This is a genomic window from Burkholderia savannae (genome assembly GCF_001524445.2).
In the GTDB taxonomy this organism is placed as follows: domain Bacteria; phylum Pseudomonadota; class Gammaproteobacteria; order Burkholderiales; family Burkholderiaceae; genus Burkholderia; species Burkholderia savannae.
Genome location: NZ_CP013417.1, coordinates 2,024,126 through 2,040,159 on the forward strand (window position 1 = coordinate 2,024,126; position 16,034 = coordinate 2,040,159).

The following is a 16,034-nucleotide window of genomic DNA, read 5'->3' on the forward strand; positions in this document are numbered from 1 at the left end:
GGATCGGTCAGCGCGACGCGTGCTGCGTCGCGGATTCGCAAGCGACGGGCGCGGGCGTGCCGTCGAGCTGCAGCGTGTCGGGGAGCGCGGCGGGCGTGCAGATCGTCTTCGCGCCGGCGCGCACGACGAGCTTCGCGCGCGGCTGCACCTGCGTCAGGTACGCGGCACCGGCCTCGCCGACGATGCCGAGCTCCTTGCCGGTCGCGGCGTCCTGCACCGATGCGCCGAACGGCACCGGTGCGCCGCCGTCGCCCGTCAGCGTGACGAACACGTTGCGCCCGCGCGCCGCGTTGAACTTGAGGTAGCCGATCGCGCCGTCCGTCAGCACGGTGCGCTGGATCGGGTTCGTCACGTCGGTGTCGAGGCCGAGCTTCTCCACGCTCACGGCCGCGTCGTACACGTTGTACGGCGACACGCCGTCGATCACCGCAAAGCCGCGCGCATTCGTGCGGGCGTAAGTGCCGGACAGCGGCACGCCGGGCACCCCGTCGGTCGACACGAGCAGGCGCGTGTCGCCTGCGTTGCCGTTCGCGTGCGCGGTCACGCCGTAGCGCGTCGCGACGAACGAGCCGTCGAGCTCGAGCGACGCCGACGCGTACGAATTCGCGACCGTGGACGCCTGAGCGGTGAGCTGGTAGGAAGGCGTGCGCTGCCGCAAGCTCGCGTTGGCCGACGCGCGGCCGTCGGTCGTGCCGCCGTATAGCTGATAGGTGCGGCCGTTCATGCCGTCGTAGATGTAGCCCGCGTTCACGCTCGTGCCGCCCTGGCCGGCCGACACGCTCGACGTGAGCGTCTGGCGCTCGCCGAGCGGCAGCGTCGCCGTCAGCGACACCTGGTTGCCGCCGCCGCCCGCGCCTTGCGTGCGGAACGCGGAGAAGCTCATGTTCACGCTCTTCAGGCCGCCGAGCGAGAACGCGCGCGTGAGCGTCACGCCGATGCGTTGATCGGACGGGCGCGCCCAGTAGGTCGTCTGGTCGTACGAGAAGTAGGCCGACGTGTCGCCGAAGCGCTTCGACAGCATCGCCGAATAGCGCTGCTTGCTGTTCGCGAGACTCGACGCGCTCGGGTCGCCCGAGAACTGCTGGAAGTTCGTGTAGTCGCGCTCGGAGAAGCGATAGCCGAAGAAGCGCACGTCGGCGTCGAGCGCGTCGAAGTGCTTCGAATAGTTGATCCGGTACGAGTTGCCGTGCTTCGTCCGGCCGCTCCACCAGAGCGTCGCGCGCGCATGCGTGATGTCCGCCGACAGCGCGCCGAAGCGGCCGAAATCGCGGCCGACGCCGAACGCGACCGACGTGTAGCCGGACGCCGCGATGAGCCCGCCGTAGACGGTCACGTCCAACGGCAGCCCGTACGCGGCCTCGGCGAAGCCGAACCACGGCGTGATGCCCGCGCCGCCGAACGTGCGCGGCTTGCCGAGCGCGCTCTTGTAGCGCAGTTGCCCTTCGCGCGCGAGAAACGGCACCGACGCGGTCGCGACCTGGAAGCGCTGGACCGAGCCGTCCTCTTCCTCGACGACGACGTCGAGCGTGCCCTGCACGCTCGTGTTGAGGTTCGACAGCGCGAACGCGCCCGGCGACACCTTCGTCATGTACAGCACGCGGCCGTCCTGCATCACCTTGACGATCGCGTTCGTGCGCGCGACGCCCGTGACGAGCGGCGCGTAGCCGCGCATCGACGGCGGCAGCATCCGGTCGTCGCTCTTCAGCGCAACGCCCGACATCGAGAACGTGCTGAAGATGTCCGAATCGACGTAGATCTCGCCGAACGACAGCGTCGACTGGATCGACGGCAGCGCGCGGTACGCGTAGAGCTGGTTGAAGCGGAACGCGCGGTCCGCGTAGACGGAGCCGCCCGCGTTCGTCTGCGCCTGATAGTCGCCGCGAAAGCGCCACGCGCCCCAGTTCGCGCCGATCGTGCCGTACGCCTGCACCGAGTTGTTCTGCTGCGCGCCGCCGCCGAACGCGTGGTTCGCGTTCGCGAGCACGCGATAGTCGAGCATCGCGCCGCTCACGCCGTCGCTCCAGCGCTCGGGCGGCAGGTACGACGTGTCGGTGAATTCGAGCGCCGCTTGCGGAATCGTGATTTTCAGGCGCCCTTCGCCCTTCTGGTAGCGGATCGTCACGCCCTCGATCGCGGAAAGATCCGCGCAGCGCCCGCCCATCACGCGCGGCATGTCGTTGACGAGCGACTTCTTCAGGCCGAACTGCGCGACGAGCTCGGGCGTGATGCACGCGCGCGCGCCCGCCCCTTCGCGCTCGCCGACGAATTCGATCTGCCGCAGGCCGTAGAACACGTCGTTCACCTGCACGTCGAGCAGATAGGTGCCCGGCAGCGTGTAGTCCGCCTGCGCGAACTGCGACAGGTCGACTTCGTTCTTGCCGTCGATGCTCAGGAACGACGAATTGAACTCCGTCGCCCGGGCATGGCTGCCGGCGACCAGCATGGACACGCAGAGGAAGAAAAGTCTGATTCGCACGCCGACTGACTGAAACCGTAACGGGATGGGGATCGCGGGGAAAACGGGAATGCGAGAAGGATTCGCGCGAGGAAGGGGCGCGCGCGCCCTTTCCTCGCTGGGCGGCTCGTCGAGCCGCGCGGGCTTACTGGTAGCGAACGGTGAAATTCGCGACGCCGTCGGCCGTGCCCGGCGTGACGCTCGCGGCGGTCGCTTCGTACATCGCGGAGAAGCGCGCGACGCTCGTGCCGTTGCTCAGCACGAGCGGGCCCTTCTGCTCCACGCCGTTGTCGAGATCTTCGCCCGACGCCGATTGCAGGCGGATGCCGACGTTCTTCGCCGAGCCGACAGTGGCGATCAGCTTCGGCTGCGTCGCGTTCGACGTGCCCGTGAACGTGAAGTACGCGTTCTTCGCGACGCTCGTGTCGCAGTCGACGAGGTTGATGTCGAAGTTCTGCGGAGTCGACTTGTCGCCCGCCGCCTTGAACTTGTTGGTCGGGACGAAGCCGAGACGCACGGTCTGATCCACCGAGCCCGCGTCGATGCCGCATGCGCCCGCGACGATCTCGCCCGTGAAGTTGATGATGCCGTTGCCGGCGGCGAACGCCGATGTGGACAGGGCGGCGAAGGCGACGGCGGACAGGAGTGCTTTTTTCATGGCTGATTCCGTAACGTGACTAATGAGGTTTTGACGATTTGTCGGACGTGTTCGCAATGCAAGGAAATGCGCCGCAATGCGTTGGCCTGGTTCGTCGCGACGGGCCGAATTATCAATATGATTTGGAAAGTATTTTGTAAATCATTGTCAGATTATCGCCTTACAAACGATTTGCTCGTGGTGCCGGAGAATTTCGGAAATGCGGCGATTTGCCGCACTTTTACGCCAAGCGGCGACTCCGATTATTTGATGTTAATGCATTGTTTTAATTGGGAATATTGGCCTTTCTCCGGCGTGTCGACATAGGTATGGAAGGCCGCCGACAGATCTGCCCCGAGGTGCCGAAGAGACGTTTGCTTTTTGACTTTTCTGTAAGAGTTGTCAAATCGCAACGTCAAAAAATTCCTTTCAATCAATTATGAGATATCAATCTCATTAAAAATTATTGACGCAATCGTTTGCGAATCCATGAAATCTCACGGCCCACATGTTTTCATTTTATGCAATCATTTCAATATTCATGAATTTGAATTTATTTGACAATTAAATTGCACATTTGTATTTATGAGATAAGTCGATTCGCGACTTAATTCATTTGCAATCGTTTGCCGATTGAGAGTGCGCGTGCTCAAACGTTTGCCGATGTCGCCGAACGAAAAGACCGTGGAATTCGCTCGGGGGCGGCCCTCCCCCGCCGTGCGGATCGGGGCAATTCGGCGATTCGGCGGCTGCCGGATGCGATCCGCAACGCGCCGGCGGGCCCCGAATCGATCGAGCGCCGCGCGGGGTTGCGAGATGGCGGCGCGCTGGCGCGAGCTACCCCGATCGAGACGATCGGCCGACGCACGTTCGAACGGCGTCACGCGTGCAATGGGAAGCGACGTGCGAAGCGAAGCGGAAAGCGGGAAGCGAAACGGAAAGCGAAGCGGCCGGATCGCCCGCCGAGCGCGAGCGCCGGGCGCTTCGCCGACGATGCCGAGCGGCAGCGGTGCGGCTCGCCGACGGGTGCGCATCGCGTGTTGCGCATCGCGAAGGCCGCCAATATGCGGATCGCGCACGGCCGACGCGGCCGGCCCGGCTAACGCGCGAGAGCGCCCGTTAGCCGGGCGATGATGCGCAATGCGCAGGCGGTGGATAGGATTTCGCGGGCGCGCGTCGCCCACGCGGAATCAGCGAGGCAACAAGACGAGAATTGAAAACCGCGGCGCGGATGCGAAGCGACGCGTTCGGCGTCGCGGGAATGCTTCGCGAATTCACGCGCGGGCGACGCGCGCGGGTCGATTAGCGGCGCTTGCCGCGCCGAATCTGCGTATCGACGTGCGTATCGACGTGCGTATCGACCCGCGTATCGACCTCCGTATCGACGTGCCGAGCGTCACAACGGCCGGACGATCGGCCCTCACCGCTCAGCGAACCAGGACAGCGGCGCACCGGCGCGCAACGAATCCGACGCTGCGACGCGCCAACGCCACGCACGGCGCACTACCTGAGCCGACGGGCACGCATGCCGAGGCCACGCGGCGCGCCCGATCAGCTCGAACGCTAGCTCAGGCTTGCGGACAGATGTCCCCGCCACCGCACGCGGCGCGCGACCAGCCGCCGCCGAGCGCGCGATACAGCGCGATCGCGTTCGTGAGCCGCAGCTGCTTCAGGCGAATCAGCTCCTGCCCGGATTCGAACGTGCTGCGCTGCGCGTCGAGCAGTTCGAGATAGCTCGCGACGCCGCTGCCGTAGCGCCGCTGCGCGAGCCGCAGCCGCTCGGTGTCCGCGCCGTACGCCGCCTGCTGCGCGGCGAGCTGCGCGTCGATCTGATCGCGGGCCGCGAGCGCGTCGGCGACTTCGCGAAACGCCGTCTGGATCGTCTTCTCGTAGTCGGCCACCGCGATGTCCTTGCGCGCGTCGGCGACGTCGAGGTTCGCACGATTGCGCCCGCCCGCGAAGATCGGCAGCGTGAGTCGCGGCGCGAACGTCCACACGCTCGAGCCGGCCGAGAAGAGCCCCGAGAACGCATCGCTGACCGAACCGGCGTCGGTGGTCAGCGTGATGCGCGGGAAGAACGCCGCGCGCGCGGCGCCGATGTTCGCGTTCGCCGCAACGAGCCGCTGCTCGGCCTGCCGGATGTCCGGCCGCTGTTCGAGCAGATCCGACGGCAGCCCCGGCGACACCGGCGCGACGGCGAACTCGTCGAGCGCGGGCGCGCCGGCGGGCAACGTCGTCGTGAAATCGCCCGCGAGCAGCTTCAGCGCGCTCGTCGCCTGCGTATGCTCGCGCTCGAGCGCCGCCTTCGACGCGCGCGCCGACGCGACGAGCATCTCGGCCGTGCGCAGCTCGATCGCCGTGCTCGTGCCGGCCGCGTAGCGGCGCTGCGTGAGCGCGTACGTCGCGTCGCGCGCGGCGAGCGTGCGCTCGGCGAGCGCCAGTTGATCGACGAGCGCGCGCTCGGCCACGTAAGCGGACGCGACCTCGGCGATCAGGCTGATGTGCGCCGCGCGCCGCCCTTCGGCCGTCGCGAAGTATTCGGCGAGCGCCGCGTCGGACAGGCTCTTCACGCGGCCGAACAGATCGATCTCGAACGCGCTCACGCCGACGCCCGCGCGATACAGCGTGCTCGTCGCGCTCTCGCGCAGCACCGGGTCGTACTGGCGCGTGCGCTCGTAGCCGAGATTGCCGTCGATCGACGGCAGCCGGTCCGCGCGCGCGACGCCGTACAGGCCGCGCGCTTCCTGAATGCGCAGCGTCGCGATCCGCAGGTCGCGATTGTTCGCGAGCGCCGCGTCGATCAGCGTGCGCAGCGACGGATCGGTGAAGTACGCGCGCCAGTCGTCGAGGCGCATGTCGTGCGTGTCGTGCGTGTCGTGTACCTCTTGCAGCTCGTGCAGCTCATGCATCTCGTGCGCGCCGCTCGCGTTCGCCGCGTCACGCGCGCCGGGCATGCCGCGCGCGCCGCCGTCGGCCGCCGATGCCGCCGCATCGCGCGACGCCGCCGCGTCCGTTCGCGCATAGCTCGCCGGCACGGGCGCGGCCGGCCGCTCGTAGCGCGGCGCGAGCGTGCAGCCCGCGACAAGCGCCGCCGCGAGCGCGATCGGCCACGCCCGAGGCGCGCCCGGCCGCCCCGAACGGCATGATCCGTTTCGCACGGACAGAGGTGTCATCATCGCTTTCACTTGATCTCCAGGGCCGCATTCGCGCCGCCGCGGCGGCGCGGGCTCACGTCGAACACGCGGCCGACGCACACGAAAAAGAGCGGGACGAGGAAGATCGCGAACAGCGTCGCGCTGATCACGCCGCCGAGCACGCCCGTGCCGATCGCGACCTGCGCGCCGGACGCGGCGCCCGTCGCGAACGCGAGCGGCAGCACGCCCACGCCGAACGCGAGCGACGTCATCACGATCGGTCGCAGCCGCAGCCGCGCCGCTTCGAGCGCCGCGTCGGCGAGCGACCTCCCCTGCGCGACCAGATCCTTCGCGACCTCGACGATCAGGATCGCGTTCTTCGCGGACAACCCGATCGTCGCGATCAGCCCCACCTTGAAATAGATGTCGTTGGGCATTGCGCGCAGCGTGACGCCCGCCACCGCGCCGATCACGCCGAGCGGCACGACGAGCATCACCGCGAACGGAATCGACCAGCTCTCGTACAGCGCCGCGAGCGCGAGAAACACGACGAGCACCGACAGCGCGAACAGCATCGGCGCCTGCGCGCCCGACAGCCGCTCCTCGTACGACTGCCCGGACCACGCATAGCCGACGCCCGCGGGCAGCGCCGACGCGATCCGCTCGATCGCCGCCATCGCCTCGCCGCTGCTGTGCCCGGCCGCCGCCGAGCCGTTGATCGTAAACGACGGGAAGCCGTTGTAGCGCGTCAGCTGCGGCGGGCCTATCGTCCATTGCAGCGTCGCGAACGCCGCGAGCGGCACCATCTCGCCGCGTGCGTTGCGCACGCGCAGCTTCGTCACGTCGTCGGGATCGAGCCGGTGCGGCCCGTCGGCCTGCACGATCACGCGGCGCACCTGCGCGCCGTGCATGAAATCGCCGATGTAGTCGGAGCCGAACATCACCGCGAGCGTCGCGTTGATCTCGTCCATCGACACGCCGAGCGCCGACGCCTTCGCGCGATCGATGTCGAGCTTCAACTGCGGCGCGTCCTGCGTGCCGGCGAACATCAGATCGGCGAGCACGGGGTTCTTGCGCCCGTCGGCGAGCAGCTTCTCGCGCGCGGCGGCGAGCGCCGCGTAGCCGAGCCCGCCGCGATCCTGCAAGCGGAAATCGAAGCCGCCCGTCGAGCCGAGGTCGGGCAACGCGGGCGAATTCATTGCGAACACCGTCGTGTTCGGCGTGCCCGCGAAGCGTTCGTTGATCCGCGCGACGATCGCCTGCACCTGGTCGTGCGCGCGCTTGCGCTCCTTCCAGTCCTTCAGCGTGACGAAGATCATCCCGCCGTTCGGCCCCTCGCCGTACAGGTTGAAGCCGCCGAGCGCGAACGTGTACGCGCTCGGCTCCTCGCCGCGCACGTATTCCTCGACGCGCCGCACGCTCTGCATCGTCTCCGCGAGCGGCGTGCCCTGCGGGCGCACCACCATCACCATGAAATTGCCCTGGTCCTCGTCCGGCAGGAACGCGGTCGGCAGCTTCGTGATCAGCAGCGCCGCGAGCGCCGTCAGCGCGCCATAGACGACGAGCCAGCGCAGCGGGCGCTCGAGCACCTGCCCGACGCGCCGCGTGTAGCGGCCGGTCGAGCGCGCGACGAAGCGGTTGAACCAGCCGAAGAAGCCGCCCTTGTCGTGATGGTCGTCGGCCACCGGCTTGAGCAGCGTCGCGCAGAGCGCCGGCGTGAGCGACAGCGCGAGAAACGCCGAGAAGCCAATCGACACCGCCAGCGCGAGCGCGAACTGCCGGTAGATGTTGCCGACCGCGCCGCCGAAGAACGCCATCGGCACGAACACCGACGTCAGCACGACGGTGATCCCGACGATCGCGCCGCTGATCTGCTTCATCGCCTTCACGGTCGCCTCGTACGGCGGCAGCTTTTCCTCGACCATCAGCCGCTCGACGTTCTCGACGACGACGATCGCGTCGTCGACGAGGATGCCGATCGCGAGCACCATCCCGAACATCGTCAGCACGTTGATCGAGAAGCCCGCGGCGAGCATCGCGCCGAACGTGCCGAGAAGCGCGACGGGCACGACGAGCGTCGGAATCAGCGTCGCGCGCAGGTTCTGCATGAAGAGGAACATCACCGCGAACACGAGCACGCCCGCCTCGACGAGCGTCGTCACGACCTTGCTCATCGACACGCGCACGAACGACGACGTCTCGTACGGAATCTGATACTTGACGCCCGGCGGGAAGAACGTCGACAGCTCGTCCATCGTCGCGCGGATGCGCTTCTCGGTCGCGACCGCGTTCGAGCCCGGCGCGAGCTTGATGCCCATGCCGGTCGCCGTCTTGCCGTTCACGAACGACGGATAGTTGTAGTCGTTGCCGCCGAACTCGACGCGCGCGACGTCGCGCAGGAAGAGCGTCGAGCCGTCGGCGCGCGCGCGCAGCGCGATCGCGCCGAACGCGTCGGGCGTCGCGAGCGGCGCGTCGGCGAGCACGGTCGCCGCGATCGGCGCGCTGTCGGGCACCGCGCTGCGGCCGATGTCGCCGATCGTCACGCGCGCGTTGTGCGCGCGCACGGCGGCCGCGATGTCCGACGCCGTCAGGTTCAGCGCCGCCATCTTGACCGGGTCCGGCCAGATCCGCATCGCGTATTCGGCGCCCCAGAACTGCACCTTGCCGACGCCCTCGACGCGCCGCAGCGCCTGCACGACGTTCGCCGACGCGTATTCGCCGAGCTGCACCGCCGACAGCCGCCCGTCCTCCGACGTGAGCGACACCACGAGCTGGATGTTGTCGGCCGCCTTCTCGACCGAGATGCCGTCGCGCCGCACGGGCTCGGGCAGCCGCGCCTCGACGGTCTTCAGGCGGTTCTGCACGTCGACGGCCGCGAGATCGGCGCTCACGCCCTGCTTGAACGTGAGGTACAGCGACGCCTGGCCGGCGCTGCTCGTCGCCGACGTATACAGCAGGCCGGGCACGCCGTTCATCTCGCGCTCGATCACGGCCGTGACCGATTCCTCGACGACCTGCGCGGACGCGCCCGGATATGTCGCGTAAATGCTGACGACGGGCGGCGCGATGTCCGGATACTGCGCGACGGGCAGCGCGCGGATCGCGAAGACGCCGCCCATCATGATGAATAGCGAGATCACCCAGGCGAACACCGGGCGACCGATGAAGAAACGAGCCATGATCGTGTCGTGCTTGTCAGGTTTGGCGCTTCGCGGGCGCGCCCGCCGCGGCCGGCTGCGACGCCGGTTGCGCGGGCGCGCCGCGCTCGACCGCCTTCACGGTCGCGCCTGCTTCGAATTGCGCGGCGTCGTCGACGACGACGCGCTCGCCGCCCGCGAGCCCGCGCGTGACGATCCAGTCGCGGCCTTTCATCTGCTCGGCCTCGACCGTCACGTCGCGTATCTTTCCGTTGTCGCCGACCACCTTGACGGTCGCGCTGTCGGCCGCGCGCAGGAGCGCGTCGCGCGGCACGAGGATCGCGTCGCGCGCGATCGCGCGATCGAGCGTGATCCGCACGTACGCGCCCGGCAGCAGCTCGCGCTCCGGATTCGGGAAGAGCGCGCGCATCGCCACCGTGTCGGTGGACGGATCGACCGCGAGATCCGCGAACAGCAGCTTGCCCTTGCGCGCATACGCGCTGCCGTCCGGGCGCACGAGCGTCACCTCGACGTCGCGCTGCGCGATGCCCGCCGCGCGCCCGCTCCTCACCGCGCGCCGCAGCGATTCCACGTCGGCGGCCGGCTGCGAGAAGTTCACGTAGATCGGATCGAGCTGCTCGACGGTCGTGAGCGGCGTCGCCTGATCCTGGCCGACGAGCGCGCCTTCCGTGACGAGCGCGCGGCGCGCGCGGCCGTCGATCGGCGACGTGACGGTCGCGTAGTCGAGCTCGAGCTGCGCGCGCGCGAGCTCCGCGCGCGCCGACGCGACGGCGGCCTTCGCCTGCCGCTCGTCGGCGAGCGCCTCGGTGTGGTCGCGCTCGCTCACCGCGCGGTCGCGCACGAGCTCGTCGTAGCGGCGGCGCTTGTCGAGCGCCGCGAGATGCGCGGCCTGCGCCTTGTCGAGCGCGCCCGCGGCCGCGTCGCGCGCCGCCTTGAACGGCGCGGGATCGATCTTGAAGAGCACCGCGCCGCGCTTCACTTCCTGCCCTTCTTCATACGTGCGCGCGGTCACGATGCCCGCGACGCGCGCGCGCACCTCCGCCTGCCGGTATGCGTCGAGCCGGCCCGGCAATTCGACCGTGAGCGGCACCGACGTCTTCTTCACCGTGACGACGCTCGCCTCGCGCGGCGCGGCTGCCTCGTCGCCGCTTTCGCGCTTGCCGCAGCCGGCCGCGATGAACGCCGCGGCGGCGAGCGCCGCCCACCTGCGACGCGTGCGTGCCCATTCGTATGTCATTGTTTTCCTCGCGATTCGCTCGGCCCGGGACAAATCGGGGCCGGTCAGGGCGATCGATTATAATCAGTCACGACTGATTAAATAGTGTCGCTTGATAGAATGTCGTAATAAAGCGACAAACAATCGAAAGAAAGGGAGAATCGACCCACATGGCCCGCAAGACGCGCGAAGAATCGTTGAACACGAAGAACCGAATCCTCGACGCCGCCGAGCTCGTGCTGCTCGAGAAAGGCGTCGGCCAGACCGCGATGGCCGACATCGCGGAGGCGGCCGGGATGTCGCGCGGAGCCGTCTACGGGCACTTCAAAGGCAAGACCGAGGTGTGCGTCGCGATGTGCGACCGCGCGTTCTCGCGCGCGGTCGAGGGCTTCGAGCTGTCCGACGAGCGGCCCGCGCTCGCGACGCTGCGCTTCGCCGCGTCGCACTACCTGCATCAATGCGGCGAGCCGGGCTCGATGCAGCGCGTGCTTGAGATCCTCTACATGAAGTGCGAGCAGAGCGAGGAAAATGCGCCGCTGCTGCGCCGGCGCGCGCTCTACGAATTGCAGGCGCTGCGGATCACGAAGGCGCTGCTGCGCCGCGCGGTCGGCGCGGGCGAACTCGACGCGTCGCTCGACGTGCATCTCGCGGGCGTCTATTTGCTGTCGCTGCTCGAAGGCATCTTCGGCTCGATGATCTGGACGACGCGGCTGCGCGGCGACCGCTGGGACGATGCCGAAGCGATGCTCGACGCGGGCGTCGACGCGCTGCGCGTGTCGCCCGCGCTGCGCGTCGCCGAAGATTGCATGGCGCGCACGGCCGCGCGCTGAGCGTGCACGCCGCGCATCGACAGTCGGGCCCCTTTATAAAGTCGTCAAGACTGCGGAACAATTGCGCGCGCGCGGCGGTCACTCTAGCTGGTGTCGATTCTTCATATGGGTTTGAACCCTCGGAATTCGAATCGCCGTTCGGAGCGGACATGGTCCGCGTCGTTGGGCCGAACGGCGCGCAGCGGGGCGCGGTCCGGTCGTGATCGCGCCCCGCTGCGTTGAACGCCCTGGCGCTGCCGGCCCGCCCCGACGCGTGCCTCGCCGCAGCCGCCGCCCACACCCTTTCGTTCGAACTGCCTTTTTCAAGGATGTGGACCCCCTTGGCCAAGCCAATCGCGCATACCGTTTTCGTTTCTTCCGACGATCCCGCGTCCGTCGCCGGATCGCCGGCGCAAGCCGCCTCTGCCCGATCGCTCAGACGCAAGCTGCCCACGGCGGGCGCGCTCGGCGCGCTGATCGCGTTCGGTCTCGCGGCGTTGCCCGCCGTGTCGAAGCCGCCCGATTCGTCGACCGCGAACGCCGCGCGCGCGCCGCAGCGCGTGTTCGCCGACGCGCCGTTTCCGAGCGCGCAGCGCTTCGTCACGGGCGAGCTCGAACGCGTGATCGGCGAGCAAAGCCCGCCCGACGCGCCGCTGCGAACGCTCGCCGCGCAAACCGCTGCGTCGGCCGCCGCCCCGATGCCCGGCCAAGCGCCGCCCGGCCTCTTCGCGCCGCTCGCCGAGCACCGCAACGAGCTGCTCGGCTACGGCAGCCGCGCGTTCTCGCTCGCCGATTCGGTGCTCGCGCCGATCGACAGCGGCGTGCGCGCCGGGCCGATCGAGCAGTCGCTCGCCGATACCCTCAATCGGATCGACATCCCGCCCGAAGTGCGGATACAGATCGGCGACCTGATCGCCGACCGCGTGCAGTCGCACGCGAACGCGCAGCCGGGCGACCGCTACCGGATCGCGTTCGACGCCGCATCGGCCAAGCCGCGCGTGACGGCGCTCGAGCTGCGCGTCGCGGGCCGCCGCTTCGGCGCGGTCTGGTTCAAGGCGCCCGGCGCGGCGAGCGGCGCGTACTACGCGTTCGACGGCGCGCCGCTCGACGCGCCCGCGCTCACGATACCCGTCGTCAGCACGCGCATCAGCTCGTACTTCGGCGAGCGCATCCATCCGTTGTCGCACATCCTGCAGATGCACACGGGCGTCGATCTCGCCGCGCCGGCCGGTACGCGCGTGAACGCCGCGTCGGCGGGCGTCGTGTCGTTCGTCGGCTACGATCCGGGCGGCTACGGCAAGTACGTCGTGATCGATCATCCGGATCGCACGTCGACCTACTACGCGCACCTGTCGGCGTTCGCGCCGGGGCTCGAGGCCGGGATGACGGTCGCGCAGGGCCAGCGAATCGGCGCGGTCGGCGCGACGGGCGCGGCGACGGGCCCGCATCTGCACTTCGAGGTGCGCGTCGACGATCAGCCGGTCGATCCGCTCGTCGCGCTCGCCGACGCGCAGAACACGCTGTCGGCGATGCAGCTCGACGCGTTCCGCCGCGTCGCGAGCGAGGCGCGCTTCCGGCTCGCGTCGAGCGACGCGCGGCCGCTCGGCTTCGCGCAGATCGACGCGCCGCTGTGGGCCGAGTTCGCGACCGATTCGTCGACGCTGCGCGCGATCTTCAACACGCATTACGCGTCGTCGTGACGATGCGGTAGCGTGCAAAACCCCGCGTGCGCCGGTGCGCGGGATCTCGATTCGCGCGGCGCGACGCGACGCATTCGGCTACGCCTCGTGGCCGCCGCGAAAAGCTCGTCGCCAGGCGCATGCGTTGCCGTGACCGGCGTCGTGGGCGTCGCACGCGCCATCGATGTCGACGCATCGAGCTCGATGCGTCGCTGGCGGCGCCTACGCCGGACACGCCGCGCGCGTCGAATGCGTCGAATGGGTCGAATGGGTCGAATGGATGCATGCGTGCATGCGTCGAGCTCCATCGCGCCGCTCGCCAAGACGACGCGCCCCTGCCCTCCCGCGCCTTTCGTCGAGCTGCGGCGAAGCCGCGACGCTACCTCGGCCCGCTCGATGCCGGCTGCGCGGCGCCCGCATGCGGCGCTTCGCCGCCGCGCGGCGAAGCGCGCCGGTTGCGCGCGAGCAGCCACGTCGCCGCGACGTCGAGCGCGGTGCAGAGAATCAGATAGATGACGCCGACGAACAGGAAGATCTGCGCGGGATACACCATCAGCCGGTTGTTGACCTGCGTCGCGACGAACGACAGCTCCGGCACGCCGACGATGTAGGCGAGCGACGTGTCCTTCACGAGCGACACCCACTGGTTGACGAACGACGGCGTCATGATTTGCGCCGCCTGCGGCAGCAGCACGTGGCGCACCGTTTGCCAGCGCGTGAGCCCGAGCGACAGCCCCGCCTGCCACTGCCCGTCGCCCGCCGCGCGAATGCCCGCGTGCACCGAGTGCGCGAGATACGCGCCGCCGACGAGCGACAGCGCGCACACGACGGCCGCGAGCCCCGGCACGTCGGCGTGCAGCAACACGGGCAGCAGGAAGTACGTCCAGAAAATCAGCATCAGCACCGGAATCGCGCGGAAAAAGCCGATCACGACGACGAGCACGCCGCGCAGCGCGCCCGTCGCGAGCGCGAGCGCGACGCCCCCCGCGACGCCGAGCACGGCCGACGCGAGCGCCGATGCGAGCGCAAGCGCGAGCGACAGCGCCGCGCCGCCGAGCGGGCCGTCCGGAAACGCGCCGACGAGCAGGTACGGCAGATTGTTCGCGAGTATCGACAGATCCATCGTCAGCGCCCCGCGAACGTGCGATCGCGACGCCGGACCATCCACTGCGCGAACGCTTCGACTGCCGCGATCGCCGCGACGTACAGCACGGTCGACACGCCGAACGCGGCGAACGTCCGGAAGGTCTCGGTCTCGACCTGCCGCGACGCGTATGACAGCTCGGCGACGCCGATCGCCATCGTCAGCGACGAGTTCTTGATGAGGTTCATGTATTGCCCGAAGAGCGGCGGCAGCGCGATTCGCACCGCCTGCGGCAGCACGACGAAGCGCAACGTCTGCAGCGGCGAAAGGCCGAGCGCGCTCGCCGCGTGATACTGCCCGGCGGGCACGCCGCGCAGCCCCGCATGAAACTCCTCGGCGACGAACGCGCTCGTGTAGCAACTGAGGCCGACCCAGCCGGCGACGAATTCGAACGACGGCCAACGCAGCTCCACGCCGCCCGCCGCGATCGCGTGGCGCGCGTTCAGCCAGGCCATCAGCGGCTCCGGCAGCAGCGACGCGACGCCGAAATACCAGAACAGCAATTGCACGACGAGCGGCGTGTTGCGAAACGCGACGACGTAAGCGGCCGCCGCGCGCCGCGGCCACGCGCGCCTCGCATGCCGCGCGATCGCGAGCGCGAAGCCCGCGAACGTCGCCGTGACCGCCGCCGCGAGCGACAGGCCGAGCGTCAGCAGGAAGCCCTGCCACAACCACATCAGATACTTCGGAGCGAGCCAGGCGTCCATCTTGTCTGCTTCGGGCCGCCGGCGAGGCGGCCGCATGTTGCGTGTCGGGTGAGGCGCCGGCCGCGCGCGATCGCGCACGGATCATGCACGATTCGATTGCGGGCCGCGTGCGGTTTGCATGCGGCCCGCGCCAGGCTCCGCGCGACGCCGAATGCGCGCGTCTTGCGCACGCCCGGCTTCGCACGCGAGAGCGTCGGGCGCGGATCGCGCGCGCGCTCAGCTCTTGTCGCCGATCTTGAAGATCCGCGTGAGCGGCGTCTTCGTGCCCGGCCCGAACCATGCGTCGTAGATCCGGCCCGCGCGGCCGTTCGCCTCGAGGTCCTTCAGCGCGCCGTTGACGAACGCGACGAGCCGCGTCTCGCCCTTCGGCACGCCGACGCCCATGTAGTCGTTCGAGATCGCAAACGCCGGAATCTCGTAGTTCTGCTTGTCCGGCACGTTCGCGAGCAGGCCGATCAGCTTCGGGCCGTCCTGCGTGATCGCCTGCACGTTGCCCGCGCGCAGCGCGGCGAACGCGAACGGCGTGTCGTCGTACGCGACGATCGTCGCCTTCGGATACTTCTCGCGCAGCGTGACTTCGTTCGTCGTGCCCTTGTCCGCGCCGATGCGCAGGCTGCTCAACTGGTCGGCCGATTTCAGCGCGCCCTTCTTCGCGAGGAACTGCTGGCCCGACGCGAAATACGGAATGCTGAAGTCGACCTGCTTCGCGCGCTCGTCGGTGATCGTGAAGTTCGCGAGCACGAGATCGACCTTGCCCGACGTCAGGAACGGAATGCGGTTCGCGGGATTGGTCGGCTGCAGTTTCAGCTTGACGCCGAGCTTGTCGGCGAGCGCCTGCGCGTAGTCGACGTCGAGGCCGACGATCCGGTTCGTCTTCGGATCGACGAAGCCGAACGGCGGGTTGCTGTCGAACGTCGCGACGCGCAGCACGCCGGCTTTCTTGATGTCGTCGAGACGGTCCGCGTGCGCGGCCGCATGCGCGGCGACGAGCGACAAACCGATGAGCCAGGTAGCGAGTGGCTTGAGTTTCATTGGCGCGTTTCTCTTGTTCTAGGAAGGTGCCGGCGCGACGCGTCCGGCCGGATGAGCGACGCA

11 protein-coding genes are annotated in these 16,034 nt (G+C 68.8%); 2 read left to right on the top strand and 9 right to left on the bottom strand.

The window, feature by feature from the left end; genetic code table 11:
- Positions 1-7: 7 nt before the first annotated feature.
- From WS78_RS09915 to WS78_RS09940, 6 genes are all read right to left on the bottom strand, one after another.
- Positions 8-2,449, bottom strand: coding sequence for a fimbria/pilus outer membrane usher protein (locus WS78_RS09915; RefSeq protein ID WP_197419479.1), 2,442 nt, complete (start codon positions 2,447-2,449; stop codon positions 8-10).
- A gap of 151 nt (positions 2,450-2,600) precedes the next feature.
- Positions 2,601-3,113 carry a fimbrial protein gene (locus WS78_RS09920; protein ID WP_038743082.1) on the bottom strand — a complete coding sequence of 171 codons (513 nt, stop codon included), beginning with the start codon at positions 3,111-3,113 and terminating at the stop codon, positions 2,601-2,603.
- Positions 3,114-3,631: 518 nt separating this feature from the next.
- Entirely contained in the window at positions 3,632-4,171 is a 540-nt protein-coding gene (locus WS78_RS35745; RefSeq protein ID WP_156437594.1) for a hypothetical protein, read from the bottom strand.
- Between the two features lie 489 nt (positions 4,172-4,660).
- The gene (locus WS78_RS09930) at positions 4,661-6,268 is read right to left on the bottom strand and encodes an efflux transporter outer membrane subunit (protein WP_059575145.1); all 1,608 of its coding nucleotides are present in this window, start codon (positions 6,266-6,268) and stop codon (positions 4,661-4,663) included.
- A gap of 5 nt (positions 6,269-6,273) precedes the next feature.
- Positions 6,274-9,405, bottom strand: coding sequence for a multidrug efflux RND transporter permease subunit (locus WS78_RS09935; RefSeq protein WP_059575064.1), 3,132 nt, complete (start codon positions 9,403-9,405; stop codon positions 6,274-6,276).
- 16 nt (positions 9,406-9,421) lie between these two features.
- On the bottom strand, positions 9,422-10,621 hold the full coding sequence (locus WS78_RS09940) for a MexX/AxyX family multidrug efflux RND transporter periplasmic adaptor subunit (protein ID WP_038743085.1): 1,200 nt from the start codon (positions 10,619-10,621) through the stop codon (positions 9,422-9,424).
- A gap of 149 nt (positions 10,622-10,770) precedes the next feature.
- On the opposite strand from WS78_RS09940, the gene WS78_RS09945 reads away from it, so the two are divergent.
- Both WS78_RS09945 and WS78_RS09955 read left to right on the top strand, forming a co-directional pair.
- The gene (locus WS78_RS09945; protein WP_038743086.1) at positions 10,771-11,430 is read left to right on the top strand and encodes a TetR family transcriptional regulator; all 660 of its coding nucleotides are present in this window, start codon (positions 10,771-10,773) and stop codon (positions 11,428-11,430) included.
- Positions 11,431-11,750: 320 nt separating this feature from the next.
- Positions 11,751-13,109: a M23 family metallopeptidase gene (locus WS78_RS09955; RefSeq protein ID WP_059575066.1), complete on the top strand. Its 1,359-nt coding sequence runs from the start codon at positions 11,751-11,753 to the stop codon at positions 13,107-13,109.
- A 358-nt stretch (positions 13,110-13,467) separates the two neighbouring features.
- Here WS78_RS09955 and WS78_RS09960 read toward each other — a convergent pair whose 3' ends face one another.
- The 3 genes from WS78_RS09960 to WS78_RS09970 form a co-directional block, all read right to left on the bottom strand.
- Positions 13,468-14,211 (bottom strand): amino acid ABC transporter permease, encoded by a 744-nt coding sequence (locus WS78_RS09960; RefSeq protein WP_038743088.1) that lies wholly within the window; start codon positions 14,209-14,211, stop codon positions 13,468-13,470.
- A 2-nt stretch (positions 14,212-14,213) separates the two neighbouring features.
- Positions 14,214-14,939 (bottom strand): amino acid ABC transporter permease, encoded by a 726-nt coding sequence (locus WS78_RS09965; protein WP_059575147.1) that lies wholly within the window; start codon positions 14,937-14,939, stop codon positions 14,214-14,216.
- Between the two features lie 216 nt (positions 14,940-15,155).
- Positions 15,156-15,971: an ABC transporter substrate-binding protein gene (locus WS78_RS09970; RefSeq protein WP_059575068.1), complete on the bottom strand. Its 816-nt coding sequence runs from the start codon at positions 15,969-15,971 to the stop codon at positions 15,156-15,158.
- Positions 15,972-16,034: the final 63 nt, after the last annotated feature.